This window comes from Actinoplanes sp. G11-F43 (genome assembly GCF_050589265.1).
GTDB lineage: Bacteria > Actinomycetota > Actinomycetes > Mycobacteriales > Micromonosporaceae > Actinoplanes.
Genome location: NZ_JBNZCE010000004.1, coordinates 32,659 through 49,149 on the forward strand (window position 1 = coordinate 32,659; position 16,491 = coordinate 49,149).

The following is a 16,491-nucleotide window of genomic DNA, read 5'->3' on the forward strand; positions in this document are numbered from 1 at the left end:
TGACGGCGCTTCGACTTCCACCATTTCGACGGTTTCCCCATCCGGGCATCGCTGTGCCCGGGTCCGTGGAGAGGATCCGCAATGTCCGAGAAACCTTCCCTGCTGCGGCGCTGGCGGGCCGGCGTCCTGACCGGCGTCGTCACCATGGGCCTCGGTGTCGGCGCGGTCGTGGTGACCCAGCAGGCCAACGCCGCGACGATCGACACCAGCGCGTTCTACGTGCTGAAGAACCGCAACAGCGGCAAGGCGCTGGAGGTCTTCACCCAGTCGACCGCCGACGGCGCCAAGGTCACCCAGTGGGCCGTCAACAACGGCGCCTGGCAGCAGTTCAAATTCCTGGACATGGGCAGCGGCTTCTATCGCCTCCAGGCCAAGCACAGCGGCAAGGTCGTCAACGTGCGGAGCGCCTCCAAGTCCGACGGCGCCGCGGTCGTGCAGTCGACCGGCGACAAGAACGCCACCAGCCAGCAGTGGACCGTGCAGGACATCAGCAGCGGGTACGTCCGGCTGATCAACCGGAACAGCAGCAAGGTCCTGAACATCACCGGCTCCTCCACCGCCGACGGCGCGGCCGCGGTCACCTCGACCGGCAGCACCAGCGCGAACAGCCAGCAGTGGCAGCTCGTCAAGGTCGGCGCGTCGTCCGGTGGCGGCACCACCACCCCGGCCACCCCGGCCACCCCGAGCACTCCGACCGCCGCGTGGCCGTCCGCCACCAGCACCAAGCCGGTCAGCTCGACGATCCCGGTCTCCGGCACGCTCGACGGCAAGAACGTCCGGTACGTCGGCAGCGGCGCCCTGGGCGGCAGCGGTCAGGACGAGGGTCAGGACCCGCTGTTCAAGCTGGCCGACGGTGCGGTGCTGAAGAACGTCATCCTCGGTGCCCCGGCCGCCGACGGCATCCACTGTTCCGGCTCCTGCACGTTGCAGAACGTGTGGTGGGAGAACGTGGGTGAGGACGCGGCCACCTTCAAGGGCGGCGCGTCGGCGAAGTACATCGTGGACGGCGGTGGCGCCCGCAGCGCCGACGACAAGGTGTTCCAGCACAACGGCGGCGGCACGCTGACCATCAAGAACTTCCAGGTCGCCGACTTCGGCAAGCTCTACCGCTCGTGCGGCAACTGCTCCACCCAGCACAAGCGTGCGGTGGTGGTGCAGAACGTGGTGGCCACCGCCCCGGCCGGCAGCCTGGTCGGCATCAACCAGAACTTCGGCGACACCGCCACCCTCTCGGCGATCACCGTGGTCGGCAAGAAGAGCCTGGACATCTGCGTCCGGTTCACCGGCAACAACACCGGCAAGGAGCCGACCAAGGTCGGCACCGGCCCGGACGGGACCTTCTGCAAGTACTCGACCTCGTCGATCACCTTCAAGTGAGCTTCACTCCGGGGTGAGAGAGGGAGGGCTGTGGCGCGCGAGCCACGGCCCTCCCTCACTCGATCGTGACGGTCGCCTCGGTGACACCCCGGGCCCGGGCGACCGTGCCGGCCTCCGCCTCGACCGCGCCGATCCGCGCGGGCGTCAGCGGGGCGAACGGAGAGACGGTCAGATCAACCCGTTCCCTCTTCAGGGCGGCCCGCCACACCCCGGCGATCTCGCCGTCCAGCAGCAGCACGCCCGGGTTGCCGAGGATCCGCCACACCTGCTTCTGCCGGTCCTTGGCGGGCACCAGCAGGTCCCGGTCACGGGCCTGGAGCAGCGGATCCATCGCCGGGAGGAAACGCACCCCGGCCGGTCGCGGCGCCGACTCCAGCAGACCGGTGGCACCGGCCGGCAGCCAGGCCCGCCGGCCGTCCACCCGCACCTCGGCCAGATCGGCCGGCCACACCCGTTTGAGCACCGTGGCGGTGGTGCCCAGATACTTCGCCACCTCACCCGGGCCGGCCGGGCCGAGGAAGCGCAGGTAGGTCTCGATCAGGCGGCCGGCGCCGGCGTTCGCGGCCGGGATCGGTGGCGCGCCGGGGATCGGGCCGAGCGTCGCGTCCCGGCCCCGGGAGATCACCTCCACCCCGCCGGCCAGGCCGGCCTGCTGCCAGACGTTGCCGGCCACGTGCCGGGCCGCGCAGGCCGCGCAGTCGTACGTCACCTCGACCGGAACCCGCCGGCTCACCTCCGTGCTCGCCTCGCCGCGCGGAATGGGCCGGGTGACCACGGCCCGGAACGCCTCGGCGGTCGCGGTGAACGCCCGGACACCCAGCGCGGGCGCGTCCGGGATCTGCCCGCTCCGCATCCGGGCCGCCGCGTCGTCGTCACCGATCGGCCACAGCTGCTCCACCAGGGCCGGCAGGTCGGCGCGCCGGTGCAGGTGCGGGGCGCCGCGGGCGGCCCAGACGGTGATCAGGCGGTCGTCGGCGCCGACGTCGGCGGTGGTCCGGGCGGCGAGGGCCACGTGGGGGGAGCCAGGTGTGTACTCCTGCACACCCAGGTCGAGCAGCGGCAGGTCGGCGGGCCGGTCACCGGTGCGTCCGGCCAGCCCCTGCGCGGCGACCCGGTAGGCCATCACCCGCTCGCGATCCACCTCGATCATGGTCGGACACCCCCTCACCGCCGACCGTACCGCCGCGAGGCGACGTTCCTCCGGCGATCGTCGCGGGTGTCGGCGCGCCCCTCCACGTACTCCCAGGTGTCCAGGTGCACCGGACCGTACGGCCCGGTCTGCTGGATCGCCGGCTCGGCGGCCGGGCGGTACCCGCAGCGACGGGCCACCGACGTGCTCGCGGTGTTGCCCCGGTCGATCCGCAGCAGCAGCCGGCGCAGCCGCAGGTTGTCCATCGCGAACGCGGTGAGCAGGGAGAGTGCCGCCGAGGCCAGGCCGCGGCGGCGAAAGGGCAGGCCGACCAGATAGCCCAGCTCGGCCTCGTGGGCGTCGGCCCGCACGTTGAAGAGCAGCACCTCACCGAGCGGCCGGCCGCCGTCGGTGGTGATCGCGAGCTGGATCCGGCTGCCGTCGAGCCGGCCCCGGTGGGCACGCCGCAGATAGGCCAGCCCGGCCTCCACGTCGAACGGCGACGGCCGCAGTGTCCAGCGGGCGATGTCCGGCTCGTCCAGCAGCGCCACCAGATCGTCGAGATCCTCCCAGCGCCACTCGCGCAGGACGATGCCGTCCCCCGTCAGCCTCAGCGGGTAGGGCAGCGGGCTGACGGTCACCCCTGAATCGTGCCGGTAATTGCACCTTTAGTGCTAGTGGTCTTCGATGCGATCCGGGTCAGATCCTTGATACCGCTTTCGGCCGTTTCGGGTTAGGCCTCACCAGCGGTGATCTCCAATCCGGCGGCGCGCAGCCGGTCGACGAGGGCGTCGCCGATGCCGGTGGCCGGGGTCAGCACCCCACCGTCGGACTCCGGCAGACGATCCCGGTCCAGGGCCAGGGCCAGGGCGGATTCGCCGAGCATGACAGCCGTCGCGGCATACCCGGGATCGCCTTCGGCCCGGACCCGGGAGCGGTAGCGCGCCCCGGTCGTGGTGGTGGCGAAGATGTCCACGGTGAAGTGTCCATTGCGGCGGGTGGCCTCGTCCGGGCCGGTGCCGGGGGCGGGCAGGAGCCGGTCCAGCACGAACCGGACCGGCGGCACGGTCAGGCCGACGACCAGGCCGGTCATCAGGATCTTGGTGGCCCGGGCGAGGACCGGGGAGGCGGCGGAGGTGCCGACGCTCATCACCTCGCGGTAGCGGAACCCGCGGCCGTACGCCCACCCGCGCAGCGCGTTGCTCCGGCGCACCACCCGGGTGTTGTAGGAGGCCATCACGAACGGCGCCAGATGCCCGCGCAGTGTCGGGTGCACCGCGGAGCCGGGCAGGGTGAGCATGTCCGGCTGGCGGCCCAGGTCGGGTTCGGCCTCCCGGTCGGGGCTCAGCGAGTACGGGCTGGCGCCGATCCGCCGCAGCCGCCGGTCCCGTTTCATCTCGTCGATCTGGTGCCGCATCGAGTCGATGGTGCCGCCGCTGATCCCGCCGCGCATGCTGGTCACGACCAGTGTGGTGTCGGTGAGTTCGCCGGCGCCGTCGGCGCGGACCCGCTCATGCAGGACGTGCACCCCGATATCGGACGGGATCGAATCGAAGCCGCAGGAGTGCACGATCCGTGCACCGGTGCGCCGGGCGGTCTCATGGTTGTCGTCGATGCTGTCCCGGGCGAACAGCACCTCACCGGTCAGATCCACGTAGTCGGTGCCGGTCTCGGCGCAGGCGCGGGCCAGTGCCCGGCCGAACTTCGCGTACGGCCCCACGGTGGTCACCACCACCCGGGTCCGGGCGGCCATCGTGGTCAGGGCCCCGGTGTCGTGCGCGTCGGCGACCACGATGGGCAGTTTCAGGCCGAGCCGTTCCAGTCGCTGCGCGGACCGGCCGGCCAGCGCGAGCCGGGTGCCCTCCGGGGCGCTGCCGGCCAGATGCTTCGCCACCAGCGCTCCGACGAAACCCGAGGCACCGTAGACGATCACGTCGAACTCGCGCTGTCGATCGCTCATGGCTGCCGATTGTGCACCCTCCGTGGAGGGTTGGGTACCCGGCGCGGCGCGCCGGGATCAGCACGTTATCCACACAAAGGAAGATCAAAGCAGCTAATTTGTGACCAACAACTCCATTGCGACGGCCCGCACCACGCGGGCACCGCCGACCGGTAACGCCGAGTCCTGCCGCCGGTCGCGGATCTACACGAAACAGGCACGGAGCGGGGGACCCACACGTTCCTCGGCGCTACGGCGCCTCGGGGTGAAGCCGCCACGCGCGGCCGGGCACCTCTGCCCGAACCCGACAGCTGACCTCGCAGGCGTGGAGGAGAAAGCTCATGGTTCAGACAAGTGCACAGTTGAAGCGCGTCATCGGACTGACGATCGCGTGTGTCGCCGGAAGCGCCGTGCTGTCCGGGCCGGCCTCGGCCGTTCCCGCCGACATCAACTGGGACGCGATCGCGCGCTGCGAATCCGGTGGCAACTGGCGCATCAACACCGGCAACGGCTACTACGGCGGCCTGCAGTTCAGCCATGGCACCTGGCGGGCGTACGGCGGCGGCCGGTACGCCAGCACCGCCAACCGGGCCAGCAAGTCGGAGCAGATCCGCATCGCCGAGCGGGTGCTGCGCGGGCAGGGCATCGGCGCGTGGCCGACCTGCGGGCGCCGGCACGGCTACCAGCCCGCCTCCCGGGCCAAGAAGCGCACCTCGCACGTCCGCAAGGCCTCGAACGGCTCGTACGTGGTCCGCCGCGGCGACACCCTGGCCGGGATCGCCGACCGGTACGACGTGCGGGGTGGGTGGAAGGCGCTCTACCGGGCCAACGCCGGCACCCTGCGCAGCCCGCACCGGCTGGTGGTGGGGCAGCGCCTGAAGCTCTGAGCGAAGCCGGCCGGCCGCTCCGCGAGTGCGGGGCGGCCGGTGCGCGCATGGTGGGCCCGGCGCGACTTGAACGCGCGACCTACCGCTTAGGAGGCGGTTGCTCTATCCACTGAGCTACGAGCCCATGCTGATCTGTGCTGAGGGTACCAGGACGGCTCGGCTCCGGAGGTTGACGTACTCGATGTGGCCTGATCCGCCGATCCGTGCCGGTTGACCGATTTCGTCATCGGCATACCATTCCGCGCGGGAAGTTTTCCGGGGCGTGTCGGTGGATCTACATTTCGGCGACCGTACAAAAGCGAACAATGAACGGCGGGAAAATCCTCACTCCAATGTGCAGGGCATGACCTTTCCGTTACCTATCCGATTGTCTTTCGTCACCCGAACTACCTACGCTCCGGCGGATCTACTTCGTTCGGAGGGTCCACCTCGATGCGTTCCTACATACGCAGCGTGGGTGTCGCCGGACGGTCCATCCCCGTACCGAGCCCTGCCGGGTTCCGTGCGCTGGGTGCTGCCGTCATGGCGACCGCGCTTGGTCTCAGCCTCACCGGCCCGGTTTCCGCGGCCACCGATGTGCCGTTCATCAGCGAGATCCACTACGACAACGCCGGTGCCGACACCGGCGAGGCGATCGAGATCCAGGCCCCGGTCGGCTATGACCTGAGTGGCTGGAAGATCTACCTCTACAACGGGACCGGCGGCGTCACCTACAACCCGACCACGACGCTCAGCGGTGTGGTCCCGTCGTCCGGTGTGGTCGTCACCGAATACCCGGTCAACGGTCTGCAGAACGGTGACCCGGACGGCGTCGCGCTGGTGCAGCCGGACGGCACGGTCAGCGAGTTCATCAGCTACGAGGGCACCTTCACCGCGACGAACGGCCCGGCCGCGGGCCGGCTCAGCGTCGACATCGGAGTGGCCCAGACCGGCTCCTCGCCGGCCGGCCACTCACTGCAGAAGATCGACGGCAAGTGGACCGGGCCGGCGGCGAACAGCTTCGGCAAGGTCAACACCGCGCCGGCCACCCCCGAGGAGCCGGAGGAGCCGGGCGAGCCCGGCGCCGGCTGCGAGACCGCCGTCACCCACACGATCGCCCAGGTGCAGGGCACCGGTTCGGCGACGCCGCTGGCCGGTCAGGTGGTCACCGTCGAGGGCGTGGTCACCGCCGACCACCGCACCGGTGGCTACAACGGCATCTACATCCAGACGGCGGGCAGCGGTGGGGACCGTCCGGTCGCCGCGGGCACCCCCTCCGAGGCGATCTTCGTCTACCTGACCAACAACGCCGCCAACCACCCGTCGGTGGCCATCGGTGACACGGTCAAGGTGGCCGGCACGGTCAGCGAGTACAACTCGCTCACCCAGATCACCATCGGCGCGAAGGCCGACGTGGCGGTCTGCGCCACCGGCGCCACCCTGCCCACCCCGGTCCCGCTGACCCTGCCGCTGTCCGACGAGGCCCGGGAGTCCGCCGAGGGCATGCTGGTCGCCCCGGCCGGAACCTTCACGGTCTCCGAGGTCTACAACACCAACCGGTACGGCGAGGTCGTCCTCGCGGCCGGCGACACCCCGGCCCGGATCCCCACCGACGTGGCCCGGCCCGGCAGCCCCGCCGCCCTGGAGCGCAAGGCCGCCAACAAGGCCGGCCGGATCCTCGTCGACGACGGCCGGACCACCAACCTGGCCGAGGCCGGCCTGCCCCCGGCGTACATGGCCAAGGACAAGCCGCTGCGGGTCGGTGACTCGGTCCAGAAGTTCGGCCCGAGCGTGCTGGCCTACGGTTTCAGCGAGTGGCGCCTCCAGCCGGCCGAACCGGCGGCCCCGGGCACCACGTTCGCCGCGACCAACCCGCGGACCAGCGCCCCGGTCAACGTCGGCGGGGACATCAAGGTCGCCAGCTTCAACGTGCTGAACTACTTCGTCCACTTCGGTGGCGACGCGCGCGGTGCGGCGAACGAGGCGGCCAAGGAGAAGCAGGAAGCGAAGATCGTCTCGGCGATCAGCGCCCTGGACGCCGACGTGGTCGCCCTGATGGAGATCGAGAACTCGGTCCGGTTCGAGGCCGTCGAGACCCAGCTGGCGCTGAAGACCCTGGTCGGCGAGCTGAACGCGGTCGACGGCGCGGGCGTGTGGGACTACGTGCTGTCGCCGGCCGAGCTGCCCGGCGCGTCCGCCCAGGACGTCATCACCAACGCGATCATCTTCAAGCCGGCCTCGGTCACCCCGAAGGGCCCGTCGAAGTCGATCAACGACGAGTCGGTGTGGAACAACGCCCGCGAGCCGATCGCGCAGACGTTCACCGCCGGCAGCATCGACTTCACCGTGGTCGCGAACCACTTCAAGTCGAAGAGCACCTCGGTCACGCCGACCGGTGACAACGTGGACACCGGTGACGGGCAGGGCGCCTACAACGGCGACCGGATCCGGCAGGCGGAGGCGCTGGCCGAGTTCGTCAAGGACCTCGGCGACGACAAGGTGATCCTGCTCGGTGACTTCAACTCGTACGGCCAGGAGGACCCGCTCCAGGTCCTGTACGAGGAGGGCTACTCGGACGCGCGCGCCGCGTTCGCGCCGGACAAGTCGTCGTACGTCTTCGGCGGCGAGTCCGGTTCGCTGGACCACGCCCTGGTCACCGGCGAGTTCGCGAAGCGGATCACCGGCGTCGACATCTGGAACATCAACTCGGTCGAGTCGTTCGCCTTCCAGTACGACGGCTACGGCCCGTTCTACGAGGCCGGCCCGTTCCGCTCCAGCGACCACGACCCGGTGGTCGTCGGCCTGAACACCGCCGCCGAGCCGACCACCGTCGACCTGCAGCTGCTGAGCATCAACGACTTCCACGGCCGGCTCGAAGCCCCGTCCGCCGGCAACGGTGGCGCGGCCCAGTTGGTCGGCGCGGTCAACAAGCTGCGCTCGGAGAACCCGAACACCGCGTGGGTGTCGGTCGGCGACAACATCGGCGCCTCCACCTTCATCTCCGCGATCGACGGCGACAACCCGACCCTGGACGCGCTCAACGCCGGTGGCCTGAACGTCTCCGCGGTCGGCAACCACGAGTTCGACAAGGGCCTCGCCGACCTGCTCGGCCGGGTCGAGGAGCGGTCGAACTTCCCGCACCTGGCGGCCAACGTCTACAAGGACGGCGAGCGGGTCCTGCCCGGCTACGTCGTGCAGGAGATCGGCGGCGTCAAGGTCGGCTACATCGGTGTGGTGACCGAGCAGACCGGTTCGCTGGTCAGCCCGGACGGCATCCGGGGTGTGGAGTTCCGCGACCCGGTCGCCGAGACCAACGCCCTCGCCGCGCAGCTCTCCGACGGCGACGCGGCCAACGGTGAGGCGGACGTGCTGGTGCTGCTGGCCCACGAGGGTGCGGCCACCGCGAACATCGGCTCCGCCGAGGCGCTCGCCGCCGACCCGGTCTTCGGTGAGTTCACCACGGTGAGCGCCGAGATCGACGCCATCTTCAGCGGGCACACCCACCAGCCGTACGCGTTCCAGGTCCCGGTCCCCGGCACCGACCGCACGCGCCCGGTGATCCAGGCCGAGGACTACGGTCTGCGGCTGGGCAAGGCGGTGCTGACCGTCGACAAGGCCACCAAGTCGGTGACCGCGTCGACGTCCGAGCTGCTCACCGTCACCGGCTACCCGTCCGACCCGGCGGTCGAGCGGATCGTGGCCGACGCCAAGGTCAAGGCCACCGAGCTGGGCAAGCAGGAACTCGGCAAGATCACCGGCGACATCAAGCGGGCCTACAACCCGGAGACCAACGCCGAGGACCGTGGCTCCGAGTCGGTGCTGGGCAACTTCATCGCCGACGTGCAGCTGGACCAGACCAGCGACGCCGGCCGTGGTGGGGCGCAGATCGCCTTCATGAACCCGGGCGGCCTGCGCAACGACCTGCTGTACGGCACCGACGGAACGGTCACCTACTCGGCCGCGTTCGCGGTCCAGCCGTTCGCCAACGACGTGGTCACCCAGACTCTCACCGGCGCCCAGATCAAGCAGGTGCTGGAGGAGCAGTGGCAGCCGGCCGGCGCGTCCCGCCCGGTGCTGCACCTGGGCTCGTCGAAGGGGCTGACCTACTCCTACGACGACGCCCAGCCGCGCGGCTCGAAGATCATCGCGTCGACGCTGAAGCTGAACGGGACCGTCCTGGACCCGGCCGGCACCTACCGCGTCACGTCGAACTCGTTCCTCGCCTCCGGCGGTGACAACTTCACCACCCTCGGCCAGGGCACGAACCAGACGACCACCGGTGACAACGACCTCACCATGCTGGTCAACTACTTCGCGAAGTACACCCCGATCACGCCGGACACCACGCCGCGCAGCACCGCCGGGGTGCCGGACAGCACCGCCCCGACCGGGACCTACGCCCTGAACACGGCGGCGATCTGGCCCGGCCAGTCGGTCACGCTGACCGAGTCCGCGCTGAACGACGACGTCAGCGACAAGGCGAAGATCACCCGGGTGGTCACCTGGGGCGACGGCAGCGCCGCCCAGACCATCCCGGCCGGCGCCACCAAGGTCACCCACGCCTACGCCAAGGCGGGCAGCTTCACGGTCACCGTGGCGCTCACCGACGAGGCCGGCAACAAGGGCGCCGGCAAGGTCACCGGCACGTCCACGGTGGCGGTGAAGGCGCAGGCCGGCACGTACAGGCTGAATGCGAAGTCGATCTGGGCCACCCAGTCGGTCAACCTCGGCGTCAGCGGTGTCACCGGCGCCACCGGGCTCACCATCACCTGGGGCGACGGCAGCACCACCAAGACCACGGCGAAGAACGCGACGGTGTCCCACAAGTACACCAAGGCCGGGAACTTCACGGTCAAGGTGACGCCGTCGAACACGGCCGGGACCGGCAAGGCCGTCACGGTCGGCAGCGTCAAGGTCACCAAGGACACCGTCAAGCCGACGGTGAGCCTGACCGTGCCGAAGCAGCCGGCCAAGGCCTCCTCGTGGAAGTCGATCACCGGTAAGGCGTCCGACAAGGGCCTCGGTGTCGCCAAGGCGAAGGCCAAGGCGATCGAGGAGCGGTCCGGCAAGTGGTACTACTACTCGGCCGGCAAGTGGACCAAGGCGAAGTCGAAGAAGGACGCCCTGGCCAAGGCCGCGGTGCTGACCGCGACCCCGAACGCCAAGGGGATCTGGAGCATCAAGCTCTCCGGCGTCACCAAAGGCAAGCTGGTGATCGGATACTGGGGCACCGACAAGGCGGGTAACGCCTCCGCCGGCCGGTTCCACACCGTGAAGATCACCAAGTAACGAATCCGCGCACAAAGTCGAGGCCCCCGCTGTATGGCGGGGGCCTCTTCACGTCCGGTAGCGGTATTTTGATCACCACCTGATACGGGAGGTTGGATGAGCGGCCGGACGAGTCGATCATCATCGATAGTTCTCATCGTCGGACTGGCAGTTCTCGCCTCCGGCGTCATCCTGCTGCTGACCGGTGACTCCACCTGTGGAACCACCGAGATGCACATCGGCGGTCAGTGCATCACGTACGGTGACGGATCTTCGCGTGTCCTGGAGCCGGACGGCCAGACCCGGCTGCCCGCTCTGGTCGCTGTCGGACTCGGCGGCCTGATCGCAGCGGCCGGGGTGTGGCTGGTCTTCTTCGCCGATCAGTCGGTGCCCCAGTCGGCGGGTGTCGGCGACCGGATCGAGTTGGCCCGGCGGCAGGGCTGGCAGTTCCTCGACGTGGACGCCGATCTGCTGACCGCCTGGAGCGACACCCCCGACTTCGGCGAGGAGCAGCCGGCGTACGCGGTGCTCCGCGGCCATTACGACGACCTGGAGTTCGTCGTCTTCGACTTCCGCAAGCCGGACACCGGTGAGCTGTGCACGGCGTGGATCGTCTACCTGCCCGAGCCGTCCCGGGCCTTCGTCCGGTGGGCCACCGCGCAGGAGCCGTTGTATCGCCGCCCGCTCAACCTGGTCGGAGTGCGGGCCGACGCGGTCGTCGACATCGCCGCGCGACTGCACCGGTCGACCGAGCCGGACGCCGTGTTGCGGCAGGTCCGGGCGCTTGTCGAGATCGTCCGCCGGTTCGAGGCGCAGGCCGCGACCAGCTCCTGATCAGGATTGCCGGTACGCGGTCTCGGCGCGCTGCCGGCGCCACCGCTGGACCGCTCCGGCCACGGTGATCGCCGCCCACACCGCCACGATGTACGCCGCGGCCGGCCAGCCCGTCACGGCCAGCACCACGGCGACCGTGCCGATCACGGCGGCCATGATGAACAGTCGTAGCGGAGGGCGACCGGTCGCTGACACACTGAAGTTTCCGCCGCCCATTCGGGCACAGAAGTCGGGATCGTCACGTCGCAGCTGGCGTTCCAGGGCTGCCAGTCGCCGGGTGTCCTCTTTGCTGAGCATGATCGCTACCTTCCGGTCTGCCGCGCCGGTGAAGCATGGATCGAGATGTCGCGATCCCGATCAGTGCTCATTGTTACCTCTGAGTTGCCGTTGTGATACGGCCTGGTGTGCCGAATTTTCGGTCCGTTCCGTTCCGGACAGCAGGACCTGTTGCAATCCCACTTTTTCGGGTACAACGGCCCAGTTGATCAGGGATGACGGCCGGGCGGCAGCCGGCCGTCATCCTGGTGAGTCCGATGCGGACCCACCAGGGGCCCGATCACCTCAGACCGTGCGCCGCTTCGCCGACGCCGCGGCCAGCCGCTCCAGCACATCCACCGTGGCGTCCCAGCCCATGCAGGCGTCGGTCACCGACTGGCCGTACGTCAGCTCGCCGCCCAGGTCCTGCCGGCCCGGCTCCAGGAAACTCTCCAGCATCACACCGCTGATCGCGCGCTGGCCGGACTCCATCTGCCGGGCGATGTCCTCGGCCACCACCGGCTGCCGGTTGTGGTCCTTGCCGCTGTTGCCGTGCGAGCAGTCGATCACCAGCCGTTCCGGCAGGCCCGCCTTGCGCAGCAGGGCCAGCGACGACTCGACATCCTCGGCGCTGTAGTTCGGCTTGCCGCCGCCACCACGCAGCACCAGGTGGCAGTCCGGGTTGCCGGCGGTGTGCAGGATCGCCGGGGTGCCCGAGTAGTCGATGCCCGGGAACACGTGCCGGGCCTCGGCGGCCTGGATCGCGTCGACGGCGGTGGCGACACTGCCGTCCGGGCGGTTCTTCATGCCGATCGGCATCGACAGGCCGGACGACAGCTGCCGGTGCACCTGCGACTCGACGGTCCGGGCGCCGATCGCACCCCAGGCCACGGTGTCCGCGATGTACTGCGGGGTGATCGGGTCGAGGAACTCCACGGCCACCGGCAGCCCTCGCTTGACCACCTCGAGCAGCAGCTTGCGGGCGATCCGCAGACCGGCGCCGACGTCACCCGAGCCGTCCAGGGCCGGATCCATGATCAGGCCCTTCCAGCCGACCGTGGAACGCGGCTTCTCGAAGTACACCCGCATCACGATCAGCAGGTCCTCGCTGAGCCGTTCGGCCTCCAGCCTGAGGCGGTCGGCGTATTCGGCGGCGGCCACCGGATCGTGCACCGAGCACGGGCCGACCACCACGATCAGCCGTTGATCTCGGCCGTTCAGGACGTCCTCGACCTGCTTCCGGCCGGCCAGCACGGTGTCGTGGAGGTCACTGGTCAGCGGCAGCTCGTGGTGCAGCAGTGCCGGGCTCATCAGCGGGACGACCTTCTCGATCCGCTGGTCACGAACGCGCTGCACCTCTGGGGCGGTCATGGTCTCTCGTCTCCTTCGACCGGCCCTGCGTCAGAGCCGGTTTGCTCGGGGCAAACAAAAAGGCAGCGACGTCGTCGCTGCCTTCGCCGGCTCTGGCGGGTGTCTCAGGTCATGCGGTCATGGCCGAGGCACCGGCGTGAGCCGGCCTCGTAAACCAATAGAAGGACCGCATCCGAGACATGCCCGCCAGCATAGCCACATCAGCGGGCCGGATGCAGCATCCGCGGCTCCTGTTCAGCTGTTGGGACGACAGGCGGAGGGCCGAGCGGCAGCATCACGGTGAAGACGGTCTGGCCCGGACCGCTCTGCACACCGACCTTGCCCCGGTGCGACGTGACCACCGCGTGCACGATCGACAGGCCCAGCCCGGTGCTGCCGGCCGCCCGTGACCGGGAGCTGTCGCCCCGGGCGAACCGCTCGAAGATCCGGGGCACCAGGTCCGGTGGGATGCCCGGCCCGTCGTCGATCACCTGGATCACCGCGGCGTTCGGCACCGCGCCGACCTTGACCGTCACCGTCGACCCCTCCGGTGTATGGGTACGGGCGTTGGCCAGCAGGTTCGCCACCACCTGATGCAGCCGGGCGCCGTCGCCGGTGACCGTGACCGGCTCCTCCGGCAGATCCAGCTGCCAGTAGTGCCGGGGCCCGGCGGCGTGCGCGTCACTGGTCGCGTCCACGGCCAGCATGGTCAGGTCGACCGGGTCCTGGGCCAGTGGCCGGCCGGCGTCCAGCCGGGCCAGCAGCAACAGGTCCTCGACCAGGGCGGTCATCCGTTTCGCCTCGGACTCGACCCGGGTCAGCACGTGCGAGATCTCGTCCGGGATCGGCTGGCGGCTGCGGCGGGACAACTCGGCGTACCCACGGATCGCGGCCAGCGGGGTGCGCAGCTCGTGGCTGGCGTCCGCGACGAACTGGCGGACCTGCATCTCCGAGGCGTGCCGCGCCTCCAGGGCGTTGCCGACGTGGTCCAGCATCCGGTTCAGGGCGGCGCCCACCTGGCCGACCTCGGTGCGCGGATCGGTGTCCTGCTCCGGCACCCGCTGCGCGAGCCGGACCTCGCCCCGGTCCAGGCGCAGTTCGGAGACGCGGGTCGCGGTCGCCGCGACCCGATCGAGAGGCAGCAGTGTGCGGCGGACGATGAGCGCCCCGGCCCAGCCCGCGATCAGCAGCGACCCGAGGATCACACAGCCGGTGAACCCGGCCACGGTCAGCAGCGTGGAATAGGTCTTGTCCAGGGGGAGGCCGGTGTACAAGGTCACCGCCTGGCCGTTGTACGACGCCGAGCTGGCGATCACCCGGTAGGCCGGGATCTCGCTGCCCAGATTCACGTCGACCCCCTGCCGCCCGCCCTTGACCTCGCTGATCAGGGTGGCCACCGCGGCTGCGCTCAGGTCGTCGTAGTCGCTCTCCGGGCCGCGGCTGCCGGCCACGAACTTGACCAGACCGCCGTCGACGACGGTCCCGTCCGGGGCGATCCACAGCGTGATCGACTTGTCCTGGCTGCCGAACCCGGGCCGCTTGCCGTCCGGCGGCGCCTGCGGGCTCCCCGGTTCGCCGAAGGTGGCGTAGTTGTCGCTCTTGATCACCCGCAGGCGCTTCTCGATCGACGCCAGGTCGTTGTCGAGCTGATCGTGCAGCGAGTTGTAGAGGTAGAGCTCGGCGGTGCCGCCGACGACCAGGCCCAGCACGGCCAGCAGCGCGATCATGGTGGTGACGATGCGGGTGCGCAGTGACCAGCCGGCCGGGTGGAACCAGCGGGCCGGGCGGCGGGTGGTCGAGGCGGCGTCACTCATCGGTCAGTCGGCCGGCTTCAGGACATAGCCGGCGCCGCGCATGGTGTGGATCATCGGCGTACGGCCGGCGTCGATCTTCTTGCGCAGGTACGAGATGTACAGCTCGACCACGTTCGCCTGCCCGCCGAAGTCGTAGTTCCAGACCCGGTCCAGGATCTGCGGCTTGCTCAGCACCCGGCGCGGGTTGCGCATCAGGTAGCGCAGCAGCTCGAACTCGGTGGCGGTCAGCGTGACCAGGTCACCGCCGCGGCGCACCTCGTGCGAGTCCTCGTCCAGGGTGAGGTCACCGACGACCAGCTGCGACTCGGTACGCATCGGGGCGTGCCCCATCCGGCGCATCAGCCCACGCAGCCGGGCCACCACCTCCTCCAGGCTGAACGGCTTGGTCACGTAGTCGTCGCCACCGGCGGTCAGGCCGGTGATCCGGTCCTCCACCGAGTCCTTGGCGGTGAGGAACAGCACCGGCACCTCGGGGGACTCGCCCCGCAGCCGGCGCAGCACCTCCAGCCCGTCGATGTCGGGCAGCATCATGTCGAGGACGACGGCGTCCGGGCGGAAGTCGCGCGCGGTGCGGACCGCGGTCATGCCGTCGCCGGCGCTGCGCACGTCCCAGCCCTCGTAGCGCAGGGCCATCGAGAGCAGCTCCGCCAGCGTCGGTTCGTCATCCACGACCAGCACCCGGACCGGGGTGCCGTCGGGCCGCCGGAGTTCGGTGCCGGATTCCGCGTTCGCCATCGTCATGACCCTCACTGTGGTGCCCCACGCTCTGCGCCGGCTTTCCGTTTGCTGTGTGCCGCCTGTGTGTTCCATCTTCGGCCGTACGGCCCGGCGGATGAGGACCGGACGTGACCGCCCTTGTTGACGACCTCGTATCGGGGGAACACTCGATGTCGGGGCGATGTTGTGCGAGCGTTGGTCAAAGTCACGGCGCGAGCGTGAGGAGCATGCAGTGGATCTTCTCGAGGACTACCGCAGGGCCACCTTCTTCTTCGAGTCGGGAGACCCGCTCGGAGCCGCCAAGCTCCTGGAGCCGATAGTCGAGGCCGAGCCGCACAACGCGGCGGTCCGGCAGCTGCTGGCCCGGGCCTACTTCAACTCGGCCCAGCTCAACGGGGCGGAAGAGCATCTGCGGGTGCTGATCGAGCATGATCCCTCCGATCACTACTCGCATCACGTGCTCGGCCGGACCCTGGAGAGGGCCGGCCGATTTCGTGAGGCGCTGCCGCACCTGCGGCTCGCCGCCGCGATGAAGACGCAGACCGACTACCAGGAGGCACTGCGCCGGGTCGAGACGTGGCTCGGCAAGTCCGGCGCGGCGTAGGGTCACGATCGTGAAGCTGAAGCTGGACCTGCACGACATCTTCAACAAGGGCCACGAGATCGACCGCGCCCTCCGCGGGATCATCGACGAGGCGATCCAGAAGAAGGCGAGTCTGGTCGAGATCATCCCGGGCAAGGGCAGCGGCGCCCTGAAGAAGAAGGTCATCCGCTTCCTGGACCAGAAAGAGATCAAGCAGCTCTACCACCGGGTGGAGAAGGACGGCGACAACTGGGGCCGTCTCTTCGTCCACTTCCGGCACGACGTCTCCACCGGCCGCCGCGGCCGAGGACGCTAGAGGTCTCTGTTCGTGGGGCGATCCGCGGCTCGCATCGAGCCGC

13 protein-coding genes, 1 tRNA gene and 1 riboswitch are annotated in these 16,491 nt (G+C 69.8%); of the genes, 6 read left to right on the forward strand and 8 right to left on the reverse strand.

The window, feature by feature from the left end:
• The first annotated feature begins 81 nt into the window (after positions 1 to 81).
• Positions 82 to 1,377, forward strand: a complete 1,296-nt coding sequence (locus ACQ0O7_RS03920; protein ID WP_430780361.1) for a pectate lyase — start codon at positions 82 to 84, stop codon at positions 1,375 to 1,377.
• A gap of 55 nt (positions 1,378 to 1,432) precedes the next feature.
• Here ACQ0O7_RS03920 and ACQ0O7_RS03925 read toward each other — a convergent pair whose 3' ends face one another.
• The 3 genes from ACQ0O7_RS03925 to ACQ0O7_RS03935 all read right to left on the reverse strand — a co-directional run bounded on the left by ACQ0O7_RS03925 (position 1,433) and on the right by ACQ0O7_RS03935 (position 4,466).
• Positions 1,433 to 2,527, reverse strand: a complete 1,095-nt coding sequence (locus ACQ0O7_RS03925) for a DNA glycosylase AlkZ-like family protein (RefSeq protein ID WP_430780362.1) — start codon at positions 2,525 to 2,527, stop codon at positions 1,433 to 1,435.
• 14 nt (positions 2,528 to 2,541) lie between these two features.
• Entirely contained in the window at positions 2,542 to 3,147 is a 606-nt protein-coding gene (locus tag ACQ0O7_RS03930) for a GNAT family N-acetyltransferase (protein WP_430780363.1), read from the reverse strand.
• A gap of 92 nt (positions 3,148 to 3,239) precedes the next feature.
• The gene (locus ACQ0O7_RS03935; RefSeq protein WP_430780364.1) at positions 3,240 to 4,466 is read right to left on the reverse strand and encodes a saccharopine dehydrogenase family protein; all 1,227 of its coding nucleotides are present in this window, start codon (positions 4,464 to 4,466) and stop codon (positions 3,240 to 3,242) included.
• A 146-nt stretch (positions 4,467 to 4,612) separates the two neighbouring features.
• A riboswitch (cyclic di-AMP (ydaO/yuaA leader) is annotated at positions 4,613 to 4,786 on the forward strand.
• Here ACQ0O7_RS03935 and ACQ0O7_RS03940 point away from each other — a divergent pair.
• Positions 4,787 to 5,332 carry a transglycosylase family protein gene (locus ACQ0O7_RS03940; RefSeq protein ID WP_430780365.1) on the forward strand — a complete coding sequence of 182 codons (546 nt, stop codon included), beginning with the start codon at positions 4,787 to 4,789 and terminating at the stop codon, positions 5,330 to 5,332.
• 48 nt (positions 5,333 to 5,380) lie between these two features.
• Here ACQ0O7_RS03940 and ACQ0O7_RS03945 read toward each other — a convergent pair.
• Positions 5,381 to 5,456: transfer RNA gene (locus ACQ0O7_RS03945), tRNA-Arg, on the reverse strand.
• A 398-nt stretch (positions 5,457 to 5,854) separates the two neighbouring features.
• On the opposite strand from ACQ0O7_RS03945, the gene ACQ0O7_RS03950 reads away from it, so the two are divergent.
• Positions 5,855 to 10,600: an ExeM/NucH family extracellular endonuclease gene (locus ACQ0O7_RS03950; RefSeq protein WP_430780366.1), complete on the forward strand. Its 4,746-nt coding sequence runs from the start codon at positions 5,855 to 5,857 to the stop codon at positions 10,598 to 10,600.
• Between the two features lie 96 nt (positions 10,601 to 10,696).
• A complete protein-coding gene (locus tag ACQ0O7_RS03955; protein ID WP_430780367.1) occupies positions 10,697 to 11,413 on the forward strand; it encodes a hypothetical protein in 717 nt (238 codons plus the stop codon).
• Here the strand turns inward: ACQ0O7_RS03955 and ACQ0O7_RS03960 are convergent, their stop codons facing one another.
• The 4 genes from ACQ0O7_RS03960 to ACQ0O7_RS03975 form a co-directional block, all read right to left on the reverse strand.
• Positions 11,414 to 11,710: a DUF3040 domain-containing protein gene (locus tag ACQ0O7_RS03960; RefSeq protein ID WP_430780368.1), complete on the reverse strand. Its 297-nt coding sequence runs from the start codon at positions 11,708 to 11,710 to the stop codon at positions 11,414 to 11,416.
• A 264-nt stretch (positions 11,711 to 11,974) separates the two neighbouring features.
• Positions 11,975 to 13,039 carry a 3-deoxy-7-phosphoheptulonate synthase gene (locus ACQ0O7_RS03965; RefSeq protein ID WP_430780369.1) on the reverse strand — a complete coding sequence of 355 codons (1,065 nt, stop codon included), beginning with the start codon at positions 13,037 to 13,039 and terminating at the stop codon, positions 11,975 to 11,977.
• A 200-nt stretch (positions 13,040 to 13,239) separates the two neighbouring features.
• The gene (locus ACQ0O7_RS03970; RefSeq protein WP_430780370.1) at positions 13,240 to 14,832 is read right to left on the reverse strand and encodes an ATP-binding protein; all 1,593 of its coding nucleotides are present in this window, start codon (positions 14,830 to 14,832) and stop codon (positions 13,240 to 13,242) included.
• A 3-nt stretch (positions 14,833 to 14,835) separates the two neighbouring features.
• Positions 14,836 to 15,573: a response regulator transcription factor gene (locus ACQ0O7_RS03975; RefSeq protein ID WP_430780371.1), complete on the reverse strand. Its 738-nt coding sequence runs from the start codon at positions 15,571 to 15,573 to the stop codon at positions 14,836 to 14,838.
• Positions 15,574 to 15,781: 208 nt separating this feature from the next.
• Here ACQ0O7_RS03975 and ACQ0O7_RS03980 point away from each other — a divergent pair, with 208 nt between their 5' ends.
• Complete coding sequence (locus tag ACQ0O7_RS03980; protein WP_430780372.1) at positions 15,782 to 16,153, forward strand: tetratricopeptide repeat protein; 372 nt, start codon at positions 15,782 to 15,784, stop codon at positions 16,151 to 16,153.
• 10 nt (positions 16,154 to 16,163) lie between these two features.
• Positions 16,164 to 16,448 carry a Smr/MutS family protein gene (locus ACQ0O7_RS03985; protein ID WP_430780373.1) on the forward strand — a complete coding sequence of 95 codons (285 nt, stop codon included), beginning with the start codon at positions 16,164 to 16,166 and terminating at the stop codon, positions 16,446 to 16,448.
• Positions 16,449 to 16,491 lie beyond the last annotated feature (43 nt).